This window comes from Streptomyces sp. NPDC046308, assembly GCF_055588065.1.
In genome coordinates this window covers 521,994-536,904 of record NZ_JBVJFB010000002.1, presented here as the reverse complement: position 1 = coordinate 536,904, position 14,911 = coordinate 521,994, and the positions used below count along the sequence as shown (strand labels likewise).

Annotated in this window: 15 protein-coding genes; 7 read left to right on the top strand and 8 right to left on the bottom strand. The window is 71.3% G+C overall.

Annotated features, from left to right (window positions below):
- Positions 1-398: 398 nt before the first annotated feature.
- Positions 399-1,349, top strand: coding sequence for a GTPase Era (gene era, locus ACZ6JT_RS09910; protein ID WP_365477165.1), 951 nt, complete (start codon positions 399-401; stop codon positions 1,347-1,349).
- Between the two features lie 84 nt (positions 1,350-1,433).
- Here era and ACZ6JT_RS09905 read toward each other — a convergent pair whose 3' ends face one another.
- The 4 genes from ACZ6JT_RS09905 to ACZ6JT_RS09890 form a co-directional block, all read right to left on the bottom strand.
- On the bottom strand, positions 1,434-2,111 hold the full coding sequence (locus ACZ6JT_RS09905) for an SAM-dependent methyltransferase (RefSeq protein WP_469208971.1): 678 nt from the start codon (positions 2,109-2,111) through the stop codon (positions 1,434-1,436).
- A 143-nt stretch (positions 2,112-2,254) separates the two neighbouring features.
- The gene (locus ACZ6JT_RS09900; RefSeq protein ID WP_469208970.1) at positions 2,255-3,076 is read right to left on the bottom strand and encodes a GNAT family N-acetyltransferase; all 822 of its coding nucleotides are present in this window, start codon (positions 3,074-3,076) and stop codon (positions 2,255-2,257) included.
- A gap of 27 nt (positions 3,077-3,103) precedes the next feature.
- Positions 3,104-3,373, bottom strand: coding sequence for a protealysin inhibitor emfourin (locus ACZ6JT_RS09895; protein ID WP_469208969.1), 270 nt, complete (start codon positions 3,371-3,373; stop codon positions 3,104-3,106).
- 9 nt (positions 3,374-3,382) lie between these two features.
- Positions 3,383-4,456: a M4 family metallopeptidase gene (locus ACZ6JT_RS09890; RefSeq protein WP_469208968.1), complete on the bottom strand. Its 1,074-nt coding sequence runs from the start codon at positions 4,454-4,456 to the stop codon at positions 3,383-3,385.
- A gap of 365 nt (positions 4,457-4,821) precedes the next feature.
- Between ACZ6JT_RS09890 and leuA the strand changes: the two genes are divergently transcribed.
- Complete coding sequence (gene leuA, locus ACZ6JT_RS09885; protein ID WP_469208967.1) at positions 4,822-6,585, top strand: 2-isopropylmalate synthase; 1,764 nt, start codon at positions 4,822-4,824, stop codon at positions 6,583-6,585.
- A gap of 75 nt (positions 6,586-6,660) precedes the next feature.
- On the opposite strand, the gene ACZ6JT_RS09880 is transcribed toward leuA, so the two are convergent.
- Complete coding sequence (locus tag ACZ6JT_RS09880; RefSeq protein WP_469208966.1) at positions 6,661-7,419, bottom strand: SDR family NAD(P)-dependent oxidoreductase; 759 nt, start codon at positions 7,417-7,419, stop codon at positions 6,661-6,663.
- Positions 7,420-7,635: 216 nt separating this feature from the next.
- Here ACZ6JT_RS09880 and ACZ6JT_RS09875 point away from each other — a divergent pair, with 216 nt between their 5' ends.
- The 5 genes from ACZ6JT_RS09875 (at position 7,636) to ACZ6JT_RS09855 (ending at position 12,761) form a co-directional block, all read left to right on the top strand.
- Positions 7,636-8,331: a TerB family tellurite resistance protein gene (locus tag ACZ6JT_RS09875; RefSeq protein WP_469208965.1), complete on the top strand. Its 696-nt coding sequence runs from the start codon at positions 7,636-7,638 to the stop codon at positions 8,329-8,331.
- Between the two features lie 653 nt (positions 8,332-8,984).
- On the top strand, positions 8,985-10,526 hold the full coding sequence (locus ACZ6JT_RS09870; protein ID WP_469208964.1) for a nucleobase:cation symporter-2 family protein: 1,542 nt from the start codon (positions 8,985-8,987) through the stop codon (positions 10,524-10,526).
- 95 nt (positions 10,527-10,621) lie between these two features.
- A complete protein-coding gene (recO, locus tag ACZ6JT_RS09865; RefSeq protein ID WP_469208963.1) occupies positions 10,622-11,368 on the top strand; it encodes a DNA repair protein RecO in 747 nt (248 codons plus the stop codon).
- Between the two features lie 11 nt (positions 11,369-11,379).
- The gene (locus tag ACZ6JT_RS09860) at positions 11,380-12,201 is read left to right on the top strand and encodes an isoprenyl transferase (protein ID WP_469208962.1); all 822 of its coding nucleotides are present in this window, start codon (positions 11,380-11,382) and stop codon (positions 12,199-12,201) included.
- Between the two features lie 23 nt (positions 12,202-12,224).
- A complete protein-coding gene (locus ACZ6JT_RS09855) occupies positions 12,225-12,761 on the top strand; it encodes a YcxB family protein (protein WP_469208961.1) in 537 nt (178 codons plus the stop codon).
- Between the two features lie 15 nt (positions 12,762-12,776).
- Here ACZ6JT_RS09855 and ACZ6JT_RS09850 read toward each other — a convergent pair whose 3' ends face one another.
- From ACZ6JT_RS09850 to ACZ6JT_RS09840, 3 genes are read right to left on the bottom strand one after another with little or no spacing between them, the layout of a single operon-like run.
- Positions 12,777-13,205: a Fur family transcriptional regulator gene (locus tag ACZ6JT_RS09850; RefSeq protein ID WP_078626133.1), complete on the bottom strand. Its 429-nt coding sequence runs from the start codon at positions 13,203-13,205 to the stop codon at positions 12,777-12,779.
- Positions 13,206-13,256: 51 nt separating this feature from the next.
- A complete protein-coding gene (locus tag ACZ6JT_RS09845) occupies positions 13,257-14,120 on the bottom strand; it encodes a metal ABC transporter permease (protein ID WP_469208960.1) in 864 nt (287 codons plus the stop codon).
- Positions 14,120-14,911 carry a metal ABC transporter ATP-binding protein gene (locus ACZ6JT_RS09840; RefSeq protein WP_469208959.1) on the bottom strand — a complete coding sequence of 264 codons (792 nt, stop codon included), beginning with the start codon at positions 14,909-14,911 and terminating at the stop codon, positions 14,120-14,122. Before ACZ6JT_RS09840 ends, ACZ6JT_RS09845 begins: the two co-directional genes overlap by 1 nt.

Here is a 14,911-nt window from a genome sequence, read left to right as displayed (position 1 = left end):
TGCGGGTGACCGGACCGACCGCCGCCGCCCTCGCCGTCGAGCGGGTGGCCGTGCACCGACGCGGCGCGGGCGCGGAGATCTCGTACACGCTCCACAACACCGGCAACGTCACCCTCCGCCCGCGCGCCTCCCTCACCGCCTCCGGCGCCCTCGGCCGCACGCTGCTGCGGCGCGAGCTCACCGGCCTGCCCGCCGAACTGCTGCCGGGTCAGGAAGTGCGCCTCGGCACCCGCTGGGAGGGTCCGCCCGGCGCGGAATGGGCCGAGCTGACCGTGCGCGCCCGGGCCGAAGGAACCACAGCTCAGGGCCGCGCCGCAGCCGCCGCGCATCCCATGCTGACGACCGTGCTGGCCCTCACTGCGGTGATCTGGTCGGCGCTGGGAGCGGCATCGGGGAGAATGGCCCGTATGAGCGATCGTTCCCCCGAGTCCACCAGCCCGCACCGTGCGGGCTTCGCCTGCTTCGTCGGCCGCCCCAACGCGGGCAAGTCGACCCTCACCAACGCACTCGTGGGCACCAAGGTCGCGATCACCTCCAACCGGCCGCAGACCACCCGCCACACCGTCCGCGGCATCGTGCACCGCCCCGACGCGCAGCTCGTCCTCGTCGACACGCCCGGCCTGCACAAGCCGCGCACGCTCCTCGGCGAGCGCCTCAACGACGTCGTACGGACCACCTGGGCCGAGGTCGACGTCATCGGCTTCTGCCTGCCGGCCGACCAGAAGCTCGGCCCCGGCGACAAGTTCATCGCCAAGGAGCTCGCGGGGATCAAGAAGACCCCCAAGATCGCCATCATCACCAAGACCGACCTGGTCGAGTCCAAGCAGGTGGGCGAGCAGCTCATCGCCGTCCACCAGCTCGCCGAGGAGCTGGGCTTCGAGTGGACCGAGATCGTCCCCGTCTCGGCGGTCGGCGACACCCAGGTCCAGCTGCTGGCCGACCTGATCGCGCCGCTGCTGCCGGAGAGCCCGCCGCTGTACCCGGAGGGCGACCTCACCGACGAGCCCGAGATGGTGATGGTCGCGGAACTGATCCGCGAGGCCGCGCTCGAAGGCGTACGGGACGAGCTCCCGCACTCCATCGCCGTGGTCGTCGAGGAGATGATCCCGCGCGAGAACCGCCCGGCCGACCGCCCGCTGCTCGACATCCACGCCAACGTCTACATCGAGCGGCCGAGCCAGAAGGGCATCATCATCGGCCCGAAGGGCTCCCGCCTGAAGGAGGTCGGGATGAAGTCGCGCAAGCACATCGAGGCGCTGCTCGGGACCCCGGTCTTCCTCGACCTGCACGTGAAGGTCGCCAAGGACTGGCAGCGGGACCCCAAGCAGCTCCGCAAGCTCGGTTTCTGAGGCGCGCACGCAACGACACGACGACGACGCACGGACGTGGCCCCCGCCAGGGGACCGCGTCCGTGCGTCCTGTCGTTCGTCCGGCTACGCGGGCCGGCGCACCCGCACCACGTTGTCCGTACGGGTCCCCGGCGTACCGTCGGGCTGCGCCTGGATCCGCTCGGTCTCCTCGGCCCGCAGCACCTCCCAGCCCACCGTGACCGGCTCCAGCTGTGCGAGGACCTCCTCGGGCGTGGGGAAGTGGGCCTCCTCGCGCTCCTCCTGCCACGGCGCCCAGCCCGCGTGGCCGACGACCAGCAGGGTGCCGCCGGGGGCCACGGCCGCGGCAGCCGTGCGCAGGACGGCATCGCGGGGGAAGTCCCCGTAGTTGTGCAGGAAACAGGCCGACACGAGGTCGAACTCCCCCTGGGGGAAGGACTCCGTCAGGTCGTGGCGCGCGAAGGAGATCCGGTCCGCGACCCCGGCGTCCGCGGCGTGCTCGGCGGCCCGGCGGAGGGCCACCCCGGAGATGTCGGTCCCGGTGACGGTCCACCCGCGGCGGGCCAGCCAGACGGCGTCGCCGCCCTCTCCGCAGCCGAGGTCCAGGGCCCGCCCCGGAGCGAGGTCGGACACCTCGCGCACCAGCATGGCGTTGGGCTCGCCGCTCCAGATCCGCTCGCTCTCCCCGTAGCGGCCGTCCCAGAACTCCTCGCCCGCCGGGGGCCCGGTCACGGGGTAGTGGTGGGAGTGCGCGTGGGCGTCCGTGTGCGCGTGCTCGGTCATGGGTCCCTCTTCCAGTACGGGTGCCGGTACGGCCGATGCTGCGCCCGACCCGCCCGTACGGGCAAACCTCGTTGCCGTTTCGGCAAACCGCGCCCGGGCGGGGCCGGACGCGCGCCCCGGCTCCGGCCGCCCGAGCGGGCGCGTCACCCCTGCGGTTCGGCGATCAGCGCCGTGCCCACCCGGCGGAAGCCGATGCGGGAGTAGACGCGGGCCACGTCCTCGTCGCCGGCCGAGAGGAAGACCGTACGGGCCCCGCGCGCGAGGGCCTCCGCGACCAGCGCGGCCGTCACCCCGAGGGCCAGGCCCTGCCGGCGGGCCGACGGGAGGGTGCCGACGCCCACCACCTCGGCGACGTCCCCGATCGGGGTGTACATGCCGGAGCAGAGCACGACGCCGTCGCGTACGGCCGCCGCCATGGCAGAGGTGCCCGCCGCCAGCTTTCCGGACACCCGGGCCCGGCCCTCCTCGGCCGAGGGGTCCTCCGTCGCCGCCGCGAGTTCCGCGGGCCCGGCCTCGCCCACCGCCGTGCCCGGGGCCGCGAAGGCCAGGGCCGGGACGGTCACCGCGGCGGTCAGCAGCGGGTCGTCCGCGCCGAGCAGACGGACCTCCGGATGCGGGGGGAGGACTTCCGCCGAGGGGTCCAGCACCATCAGCGGATGCGCGTGGACGGACAGTCCCGCCTCTTCCGCCGCGGCCCGCAGCGAGGGGCTGGTTTCGGCCACCCACTCGAAGGCCTCGGGGACCCCGAGCTCCCGTTGACGGGACAGCACGCGCCGGACGTCCGCCGCGCTCACCCCGCCGGAGCCGCCGAGGGCGGGCCGCGCGTAGTACGGCCAGCCGGAGCCCTCCTGGACGAACAGGGTCAGCGGGCCGAAGTCCTCGGCCCGCGCCCCGCCCGCCCGCGGCGCCGTGTCGTAGTACCGCTCCAGCTCGGACAGTGTGGAATCGATCATGTGGTCGGTCATCCGGACATCCAAGCAAAGCGGTGCTGCTCAGGCACCTTCTTTCAGGACCCGCGAGATCAGCGCCCGTTGGGCCTCCGAGAGCCGCGGCTCGGCGCAGGTGACCGTCCGGCCGTCGACCGTGATCCGGTACGAGAACCCGTCCCGCACCCGGTCCGCCGGATCGCCCGGCGGACCGGGCCGCAGCGCCAGCTGAGCCAGGGCCTGCCACTCGTCCTCGTCGGGCCGGCCCGAGGTGTCCACCTCGGCCCGGCGCTCGATGCCCGCGAAACCGCCCGTCCTTACCACCTGGATGCGCATGGGGGCGGTCTACCCCGCGAGCGGGACGCCCACCGCGGACCAGGCCTTCTGCAGGGCCTGGTGCTCGGCGCCGCCGTCGCCGTAGCGGGTCACGGCCGCCGCCGTCGAGAGCCGCGCGAAGTCCCCGAAGTCGGCGTTCGAGGCGAGCTCCCCGCCGGTCAGGGTGTCGTACCAGATCTGCCCGGCCCGCTCCCAGGCCTTGCCGCCCAGCTCGGTCGCCACGATGTAGAAGGCGTGGTTGGGGATGCCGGAGTTGATGTGGACCCCGCCGTTGTCGCTGTGGGTGTTGACGTAGTCGTCCATCGTGGCCGGCTGCGGGTCCTTGCCGAGCTCGTCGTCGTCGTACGCGGTCCCCGGCGCCTTCATCGAGCGCAGCGCGACCCCGGTCACGTTCGGGCCGAGCAGACCGGCCCCGATGAGCCAGTCGGCCTGGTCGGCCGTCTGCTCCAGCGAGTACTGCTTGATCAGCGAGCCGAAGACGTCGGACATCGACTCGTTCAGGGCGCCGGACTGGCCGCGGTACCTCAGGTTCGCCGTGTACTGGGTGACCCCGTGGGTCAGCTCGTGCCCGATGACGTCCACCGACACGGTGAAGTCGAGGAAGAGGTCCCCGTCGCCGTCCCCGAAGACCATCTGCTGCCCGTCCCAGAAGGCGTTGTTGTAGTCCTCGTCGTAGTGGACGGTCGCGTCCAGCGGGAGCCCGGCATCGTCGATCGAGCGCCGCCCGAAGCCCTTCAGGAACAGTTCGTACGTCGCCCCGAGCCCCGCGTAGGCGCGGTTCACGGTGGCGTCCTTGCTCAGCGGGTCGCCCTCCCCCCGGACCTTCTTCCCCGGCAGCTGCGTGCGGTGCTGGGCGTCGTAGAGGGTCCGGTCCGGTTCGTCGGAGGCGGGCGCGCCGAGCGTCGGCGCGATCCCGCGCACGGCGGTGACGCGGCGCCGGGTGCGCAGCAGGGAGTCGCGTTCGAGGGTGCGCTGGGCGAGATCGGCGCGCCGCGAGTCCCCGGACAGGGCGGCCTTGTCGAGGAGGTGGGGCGGCACCACGGTGCAGAAGACGGGGTGGCGGCGAGCGTGGGAGGCATCCATGCCCGGCAATGTGGCAGTGGGTCATGGCGGTGTCACTACCTGCGACCATGATTCATTCGCTTGTCTGAAAGCGGGGGCGCCGGATTGACGGATCGCCCTGACCCCGGCGCTTTGAAAGAGGCTTAGCTCACATTTGGTGCAAATCGGACGCTCGGGTCTTGCATACTGAAACAGGTCCTCGCGTCACCGCGCGGCTCGGCTAGGCTCGGCCCATCATGCGTTTCGGGCTGCTTCTCCTTAGCTGCCGCGGCGAGGGTCTGTAGTCGTAGGCCGGCCCCCTCCCCGCGGAGTTTGGTGTTGCGGTTTTTACGACCGCCGTCGGCCGTTCAGCGAACTACACGCGGACACGCGAGGAGCCCAACGCCATGAGCCAGCAGCCTTTTGTCGGTCGCCCCACGCCCATCACCAACGCGACCCACACCCAGCAGCCCTCCGGGATGCCGATCCACAAGTACGGCTTCTACGAGCAGGTGGAGATCCCGGACCGCACCTGGCCCGACGCCCGCGTCACCAAGGCCCCCCGCTGGCTGTCCACCGACCTGCGTGACGGCAACCAGTCGCTGATCGACCCGATGACCCCCGCCCGCAAGCGCGAGATGTTCGACCTGCTGGTGCGCATGGGCTACAAGGAGATCGAGGTCGGCTTCCCCTCCTCCGGCGAGACCGACTTCGCCTTCGTGCGCTCCATCATCGAAGAGGGCGCGATCCCGGACGACGTCACGATCTCCGTACTGACCCAGGCCCGCGAGGACCTGATCGAGCGGACCGTGGAGTCCCTGATCGGCGCCAGGCGCGCCACCGTGCACCTGTACAACGCGACCGCCCCCACCTTCCGCCGCGTGGTCTTCCGCGGCTCGAAGGAGCAGATCAAGCAGATCGCCGTCGACGGCACCCGCCTGGTCATGGAGTACGCGGAGAAGCTGCTGGGCCCGGAGACCACCTTCGGCTACCAGTACAGCCCGGAGATCTTCACCGACACCGAGCTGGACTTCGCCCTGGAGGTCTGCGAGGCCGTCTGCGACGTCTGGCAGCCGGCCGAGGGCCGCGAGATCATCCTGAACCTGCCCGCGACCGTGGAGCGCTCCACGCCCTCCACCCACGCGGACCGCTTCGAGTGGATGGCCCGCAACCTGACCCGCCGCGAGCACATCTGCATCTCCGTGCACCCGCACAACGACCGCGGCACCGCCGTCGCCGCCGCCGAGCTGGCCCTGATGGCCGGCGCCGACCGCATCGAGGGCTGCCTGTTCGGGCAGGGCGAGCGCACCGGCAACGTCGACCTGATCACGCTGGGCATGAACCTGTTCTCGCAGGGCATCGACCCGCAGATCGACTTCTCGCAGATCGACGAGATCCGTCGCACCAGCGAGTACTGCAACCAGATGGAGGTCCACCCGCGCCACCCCTACGCGGGCGACCTGGTCTACACCGCCTTCTCCGGCTCCCACCAGGACGCCATCAAGAAGGGCTTCGACGCCATGGAGGCCGACGCGGCCGCCCAGGGCAAGACCGTCGACGACATCGAGTGGGCGGTCCCGTACCTGCCCATCGACCCGAAGGACGTCGGACGCTCCTACGAGGCCGTCATCCGGGTCAACTCGCAGTCCGGCAAGGGCGGCATCGCGTACGTCCTGAAGAACGACCACAAGCTGGACCTGCCGCGCCGCATGCAGATCGAGTTCTCCCGGATCATCCAGGCCAAGACCGACGCCGAGGGCGGCGAGGTCACGCCCAAGGCGATCTGGTCGATCTTCGAGGACGAGTACCTGCCCAACCCCGAGAACCCGTGGGGCCGCATCCAGCTGCGCTCCGGCTCGACGGCCACCGACAAGGACGGCACGGACACCCTGACCGTCGAGGCGGTCGTGGACGGCGTGGAGACCGTACTGAACGGCACCGGCAACGGTCCGATCTCGGCCTTCTTCGACGCGCTGGCCGGCATCGGCATCGACGCCCGCCTGCTGGACTACACCGAGCACACCATGAGCGAGGGCGCCTCCGCCGTGGCCGCCTCGTACATCGAGTGCGTGATCGACGGCCGCGTCCTGTGGGGCATCGGCATCGACGCCAACACCACCCGCGCCTCCCTGAAGGCGGTCATCTCCGCCGTCAACCGCGCGGGCCGCTGATCCCCCGGGAGCCCATCGCCCGTACGTGTGCCCCGTCCCTCCTCCCGGAGGGGCGGGGCCGCGTCGTTCCCGGTCTCAGCGGGCCAGGTAGCCGCCGTCCACCGGCAGCACCGCGCCCGTCACGAACGAGGCCGCGTCGGAGGCCAGGAAGGCGATGACCCGGGCCACCTCCTCCGGCTCGCCCAGCCGGCCCATCGGGTGCGCCCCGGCGATCTCCTCCAGGTACTCCGGCCCGCCCGGCTCGTCCTTCAGCGCGATCACCCGCTCCGTACGGATGGTGCCCGGTGCCACCGCGTTGACCCGGATCCCGCGCGCGGCCCACTCCACCGCGAGGTGCTTGGTCAGCCCCGACGCCACGAACTTCGCCGGTCCGTACGCCGCCTGGCGCGCCTGCCCGGCCACCCCCGAGATCGAGGACACGCAGACCAGCGCCCCGCCGGGCCGAGGCTGCGCCGTCATCGCCTCGATGGCGTACTTGCAGGTCAGGAACATCCCCCGGCCGTCGACCGCCATGACGTGGTCCCAGTCCTCCGGGGTGGTCTCCCGTACGTCCGAAAGGGGGAGCACCCCGGCGTTCGCCACGGCCACGTCCAGGCGTCCGTACGCCCGGACGGCGGCGGCGACCATCGCGTGATTGGCCTGCGGATCGGCGACGTCACCGGCGACCGCGGTGATCTCGTACCCCTCGGCGGCCAGTTCCGTACGCAGGGACTCCACCCCGGGGCCGTTGATATCGGCCGCGGTGACCCGGGCTCCCGAGCGGGCCAGCAGCAGCGCGGTGGCCCGGCCGATCCCGCTCGCGGCGCCGGTCACCAGACAGGACTTGTCTTCCATGCGGCCGACCTTAGGGGGAGCGCAACGGGGGCGCGGGGGAGGACAGGGGCGGACGCGGGGGCGCAGATCGGCCAAGTGCGCGCCCCGGCACATGTTGTCTTGTCACACGGCTGACGCATCCTCACCGATGTGGCTAACATCACGCCAACCCGGCGATGCTGCCGTGGGGGTCCCTCCCGTGCCCGCGGGGCGACGGGGGAGTTACGGAGGTGCGACGTGCTGCCAGTTCGGGGTGGGGACGGCCGGAAGCTGACGGTCTGGGGCATCCGCACCACCTGGAGCACCGTGGGCGACGGGGAGTTCTTCTGCCCGGCCTGCGGTGGAGACCGCAACTACCGCAGGCGCACCGGGCGACGCCGGTTCACCGTCGTCGGGGTGCCGGTGCTGCCGCGCGGACACGAGGGGCCCGTCGTCGAGTGCCAGGGCTGCCGCGCCCGCTTCGACACCGACGTCCTGGACCACCTCACCACCACCCGCTTCACGGCGCTGCTGCGCGACGCCGTGCACACCGTCGCGCTCGCCGTGCTGACCGCGGGCGGGACGGCCTCGCGCAGCGCGCTGGAGGCCGCGGTGGGCGCCGTACGGGCCGCGGGCTTCCCGGACTGCACGGAGGAGCAGCTGGAGTCCCTCGTGGAGGCCCTCTCCACCGACGAGGGCCGGCTCGGGCTGTACGACGTCCCGGAGTGCTGCGGGGCCGCGCTGTCGATAGAGCTCCACGAGGCCCTGGAGCCGCTGGCCCCGCACCTGGCGGGCCCGGGCCGCGAGTCGATCCTGCTGCAGGGCGCCCGGATCGCGCTCGCGGACGGCCCGTACATCCCGGCCGAGCGCGAGGTGCTCGCCACCGTCGGCGCGGCGCTGCGGATCGACGCGGACGAGGTGGCGCGCCTGCTCTCGGCGGTACGCGCTCCCTAGCGGTGCCCTGGGCCCCGGCCGGCGGCGTCTGCGCGAGGAAACGGCGCGGCGCCGCGACCGTGTCGGCGGCGCTCCGGTATTGCCCCCTTCTCCTCGCGCGGGGCGGGCCTGTCCCGGAAAACGTACAAGGCATACCGGAATGCGTACGAACCGCGGCGAATTCAGGTAACGATCCGGCCTCACGGATGTGAACCGCGTTCCGCCGGTGGTCGTGCAATCGGTGGAGGGGCACCCTCCGCGCTGGGTGCATCACCCCGTCCCGTGGCCGGAATCATGCGCTCATGTTTGCGCCACGGAATGAGGCGAACCCTGCCCCCGCTGGTCACCACGGATGGTATTCGCAGTCGCGCAGCGGGAACGGACATCCCGGCGAAATCTGGCCTTACTCCGCCCAAGCGCTGGACGCCATGGGAGAACCCTCCAAAGTGAAGATCGCCAAGGGTCAACACTTTGTGGAAGTCGACGATATCTGTGAGCGGCCCCACAGGCGTTCAATTCCGGTCACACGGGGAGACGCGGCCGGTAACACAGGCGGGCTTCGATTCACGTGAACGCACTGACAACCCTGGCGGAAAACGGGATAGCGACCCACTCCGGCCAGGGATAACCAGAGATTCCTCTCAGTTACCTACCTCTTGAAGGGCAAGGCAGAGATGGCACGTGTCGCCGCCCGGCTTTCCGAAAACGGAGAGCGGAGCACGCACCCGGTCGACGAGGTGCTCCCCCTCCCCAAGCTCGCGCTGTACGGCTTCCAGCACGTACTCGCCTTCTACGCCGGCGCGGTGATCGTCCCGATCATCGTCGGCAACGCGCTGAAGCTGAGCCCTGAACAGCTGGTCTACCTGATCAACGCGGACCTCTTCACCTGCGGTATCGCGTCGATCATCCAGGCCTGGGGCATCGGCCGGATCGGTGCCCGACTGCCGCTGATCCAGGGCGTGACCTTCACCGCCGTGTCCCCGATGATCGCCATCGGCCTCGGCGCGGGCGGTGGAACCGCCGCCCTGCTGGTCATCTACGGCGCGGTCATCACCGCCGGCATCGCGACCTTCGCCTTCGCCTGGCTGCCGGCCAAGGCGTTCCGGGCGGTCATGCGGTTGTTCCCGCCGGTCGTCACCGGCACGGTGATCACGGTGCTCGGCATCGTCCTGATCCCGGTCGGCCTCAACGACGCGGCCGGCGGCCTCGGCAGCCCGGACTTCGGCGACCCGAAGAACTTCGCCTACGCCGGCGGCACCATGCTCTTCATCCTCGTCCTGATGAAGATCGGCAAGCCGTTCCTCTCCAGCATCTCGATCCTCCTGGGCCTGGTCGTCGGCACCATCACGGCCTTCCTCCTCGGGGATGCGAAGTTCGGCGACGTGAGCAAGTCCGACTGGGTCGGTGTCAGCACCCCGTTCCACTTCGGCGTCCCGAAGTTCGAGTGGTTCCCGATCGTCCTGATGCTCATCGTCATGCTGATCACCATGGTCGAGACGACCGGTGACACCTACGCCGTCGGCGACATCGTCGGCAAGGAGGTCGACAGCGAGACCGTGGCCCGCGCCCTGCGTGCCGACGGCGCCGCGACCGCCCTCGGCGGTGTCCTCAACTCCTTCCCGTACGTCGCCTTCGCCGAGAACGTCGGCCTGGTGCGGATGACGAAGGTGAAGAGCCGGTTCGTGGTCGTCGCCGCCGGCGTGTTCATGATCATCCTGGGTCTGCTGCCCAAGGCCGCGGCGATCGTCGCCGCCGTCCCGCACGGAGTCCTCGGCGGCGCCGCGACCGTCATGTTCGCCATGGTCGCCCTGGCCGGCATCCAGACCCTGGCCAAGGTGGACCTCAAGGAGGAGAAGAACGCGCTGATCGTCGGCGTCTCCCTCGCCTTCGCCCTGCTCCCCGCGACCGTCCCGGTCTTCTTCACCAAGCACATGGACGCGGACCTGTCCTCGCTCCTCAACAGCGGTGTCACCCTCGGTGCCACGGCCGCCATCGTCCTCAACCTCGTCTTCAACGGCCCGGCCAAGGACGGCGCCCACGACGCCCCGGAGGCGGGGGCCCAGGCCCTCGCCGACGCCGAGGTCGACACGGCGCCCGGCTCGGAGGCCGCCGCCCCCGAGGCCGTTCCCGCCAAGCCCGGGCTGCCCGCCCAGCCGGTGGCCGCGCCGGCCGGCGCCGAGAAGGCGGACGACGCGCAGACGTCCTCCGCCGGCTGATCCTCCCAAGGGGTGGTGGCCCCTCGCCCGGACCGACGTCCGGGCGAGGGGCCATCGCTGTCTCCGGGCGGGTCCCCGTACGGGACAATGGGCGCATGAGTCTGTTCCGCGACGACGGCATCGTGCTGCGCACCCAGAAGCTGGGTGAGGCGGACCGCATCATCACACTGCTGACCCGGGGCCACGGCCGGGTGCGGGCCGTGGCCCGCGGGGTCCGGCGTACGAAGTCCAAGTTCGGCGCCGGGCTGGAACCTTTCTCCCACGCCGACGTGCAGTTCTTCGCCCGCGGCAGCGAACTGATCGGCCGCAGCCTGCCGCTCTGCACCCAGACCCAGATCATCGCCCCGTACGGCAACGGCATCGTCACCGACTACGCCCGCTACACCGCCGGCACCGCCATGCTGGAGACCGCCGAGCGGTTCACCGAGAACGAGGGCGAGCCCTCCGTCCAGCAGTACCTGCTGCTCGTCGGCGCCCTGCGCACGCTCTCGCGCGGCGAACACGAACCGAACCTCATCCTCGACGCCTTCCTGCTGCGCTCCCTCGCCGTCAACGGGTACGCCCCCAGCTTCGACGACTGCGCGAAGTGCGGGATCCACGGCCCCAACCGGCACTTCTCCGTGGCCGCGGGCGGAGTGATATGCGGGGACTGCCGGGTGCCCGGCAGCGTCGTACCCTCGTCTGAGGCCATCGCCCTGCTCAGCGCCCTGCTGACGGGCGACTGGGGGCATGCCGACGGGTGCGAGGCGCGTCACGTGCGGGAGGGCAGCGGGCTGGTCTCCGCCTATTTGCACTGGCATCTGGAGCGCGGGCTACGCTCCCTGCGATACGTCGAGAAATAGGAGCTGGACACATGGCACGACGCGGGATTCTGGGGCGCTCTCGCCGCGAGTACAAGGTTCCCGAGCCGCACCCGTCCGGCGCGGTCCCGCCGAAGATCCCCGGCGAGCTCGTCCCGAACCACGTCGCGGTCGTCATGGACGGCAACGGCCGCTGGGCCAAGGAGCGCGGTCTGCCGCGCACCGAGGGCCACAAGGTCGGCGAGGGCGTCGTGCTCGACGTCCTCAAGGGCTGCCTGGAGATGGGCGTCAAGAACCTCTCCCTGTACGCCTTCTCGACGGAGAACTGGAAGCGCTCGCCCGACGAGGTCCGCTTCCTGATGAACTTCAACCGTGACGTCATCCGCCGCCGCCGCGACGAGATGAACGAGCTGGGCATCCGCATCCGCTGGGTCGGCCGCATGCCGAAGATGTGGAAGTCGGTCGTCCAGGAGCTCCAGGTCGCCCAGGAGCAGACCGTCGACAACGACGCCATGACCCTGTACTTCTGCGTGAACTACGGCGGCCGCGCGGAGATCGCCGACGCGGCGCAGGCGATCGCCCGCGACGTCGCGGCCGGCAGGCTCGACCCGTCGAAGGTCAACGAGAAGACCTTCGCGAAGTACATGTACTACCCAGACATGCCGGACGTGGACCTGTTCCTGCGCCCGAGCGGCGAGCAGCGCACCTCCAACTACCTGCTCTGGCAGAGCGCGTACGCCGAGATGGTCTTCCAGGACGTCCTGTGGCCGGACTTCGACCGTCGCAACCTGTGGGCGGCCTGCCTGGAGTACGCCCAGCGCGACCGCCGCTTCGGCGGCGCGGTCCCGAACCAGCCTGAGGGCTCCGCCGGCTGATCGTGTCGTTAGGCTCTGCCCCCATGAACACGACAGGTGGGGCGGAGCCGGCCCTCGGTACGCAGGTGGAGGCGTACTTCAGCCCCCGGCAGGCAGACGCCCGCGAGGCACTGAGATGGCAGAGCCGCAGCACGGCGAGGGGCCGTGTGCGGCTGCTCCTGTGGCTGGGGCTTCCCGTGGTACCGGCCCTGCTGGGGGCGGCCCGGGGCATTCCAGCGGAACACGTTCTGCTGCTGGCCGTGCTCGGGCCGTTCGTCGGCTGGTACGGGGCGCACATGAGCCTGGACCGGCGGGTGTACCGGCTGCACTCGTGGGCGGCCCGGCACCGCGAGTACCGCTGCACCTGCTCCGAGGCAGGGCTGGAGACGCGGCTGCCCGACGGGACCTCGTCGCGGATCCTGTGGAGCGAGTACGAGGCCTTCGCCGAGACCCGGAACCTGTTCCTGCTGCTCCCCAAGGGGAAGGGGTCACCGCTGTGGCTGCCCAAGCGGGCGGCCCTGACGGACGCCGAGCTGGACCGGATCCGCGGCATCCTGGGGCGGAACCTGCGAAGGCACTAGCAGGCCGGGGGCCGGTCAGCCCGCGGCGGCGCAGTCGGCGCAGGTGCCGAAGATCTCCACAGTGTGGGCCACGTTCACGTAGCCGTGCTCGGCCGCGATGGACTCCGCCCACTTCTCCACGGCCGGGCCCTCCACCTCGACCGCCTTGCCGCACTTGCGGCAGACCAGGTGGTGGTGGTGATCGCCGGTGGAGCAGCGGCGGTAGACGGACTCGCCGTCGCTGGTGCGCAGGACGTCGACCTCACCGGCGTCCGCGAGCGACTGGAGGGTGCGGTAGACGGTGGTCAGGCCGACGGAATCGCCACGGTGCTTGAGCATGTCGTGGAGTTCCTGGGCGCTGCGGAACTCGTCCACCTCGTCCAGCGCCGCCGCCACGGCCGCCCGCTGCCGGGTGGATCGCCCTCGTACTGGCGCGGTATTCATCTCGCCAGGCGCAGTCGCCACCGGTTCCTCCTCGTATCGGCCTGCCGCCATTGTGCCAGGCGGCCGAGGGCTCTAGACCTTTACGTCGTCCCGCGTGCACACCTCTTCGGCCGTGCGGGCCGCCCTCGCCCGGCGCCGGGCCAGGGGGGCGGACAGGGCCGTCAGCACCATGAAGACGCCGATGGCCAGCAGGACGATCGTCGCGCCCGAGGGCACGTCCATGTAGTAGGTGGCCGCCGTGCCGGTCAGGGACACGGTCAGGCTGATGGCCATGGCCAGGCCCAGCGTGGTGGCGAAGCTGCGGGTGAGCCGCTGGGCGGCCGCGACCGGGATCACCAGCATCGCGCTGACCAGCAGCAGGCCGACGATGCGCATGGCGACGGTGACGGTGACCGCCGCGGTGACCGCGATCAGCAGGTTCAGCGCGCGCACGGGCAGGCCGGTGACGCGGGCGAACTCCTCGTCCTGGCAGACGGCGAAGAGCTGGCGGCGCAGGCCGATGGCCACGGTGAGGACGAAGGCGGCGAGGATCGCCATCGCGGTCACGTCCTCGGTGGCGACCGTGGTGATCGAGCCGAACATGGAGCCCAGGAGGCTGGCCGTCTGACCGCCCCCGAGGTTGATGATCATGACGCCGCCGGCGAGGCCGCCGTAGAAGAGCATGGCGAGGGCGACGTCCCCGCTGGTCCTGCCGCGGGCGCGGATCAGCTCCATGCCGACGGCGCCGAGGACGGAGACGAGGGTGGCCATCCAGACCGGGCTGGTGTGGAGCACGAGCCCGAGGGCGACGCCGGTCATGGCGACGTGGCCCAGACCGTCGCCCATGAGCGCCTGGCGGCGCTGGACGAGGTACGTGCCGATGGCGGGGGCCGTGATGCCGACCAGGGCGGCCGCGATCAGCGCTCGCTGCATGAAGGCGTAGTCGAGGATGTCCATCAGCTCAGCAGTCCCGTCCGCAGGGGCTCGGCGTCGTGCGCCGCGTGGGGGTGTACGTGGTCGTGGCCGGGCAGGGCGTGCTGGCCGACGGCCTCCGGCGGCGGGCCGTCGTGGACGACGCAGCCGTCGCGCAGGACGACGGCCCGGTCGATCAGGGGCTCCAGCGGGCCCAGCTCGTGCAGGACGAGCAGGACGGTGGAGCCGGCGGCGACCTGCGCGCGCAGGGCGCTCGCCAGGACCTCCTGGTTGGCGAGGTCCACGCCCGCCATCGGCTCGTCCATGATCAGCAGTTCGGGTTCGACGGCGAGTGCCCGGGCTATGAGGACGCGCTGGTGCTGGCCGCCGGAGAGGGCGTCCACCGAGACGTCGGCGTGCCCTTCCATGCCGACCAGGGCCAGGGCGTGCGCTATGGCGACGCGGTCGGCCTTGCGCAGCAGTCCGAAACGGGAGCGGGCGAGCCGGCCGGAGGAGACGACCTCGCGGACGGTGGCCGGGACGCCGCCGGCGGCGGTGGTGCGCTGCGGGACGTACCCGATGCGCGACCAGTCGCGGAAGCGCTTGAAGTCCGTGCCGAACAGGCTGAGGGAGCCGTCGGTCAGCGGGACCTGACCGACCACGGCGCGGACGGCCGTGGACTTGCCGGACCCGTTGGCGCCGAGCAGGGCGACGACCTCCCCGCGGTGGACGGTGAGGTCGACCCCGCGCAGCACGGGGCGCGAGCCGAGCGAGGCCTTGGCCCCGCGCAGGGATATGACGGGCTGGTCGTCCGCCGGGCGGGGCGTGGACTGCAT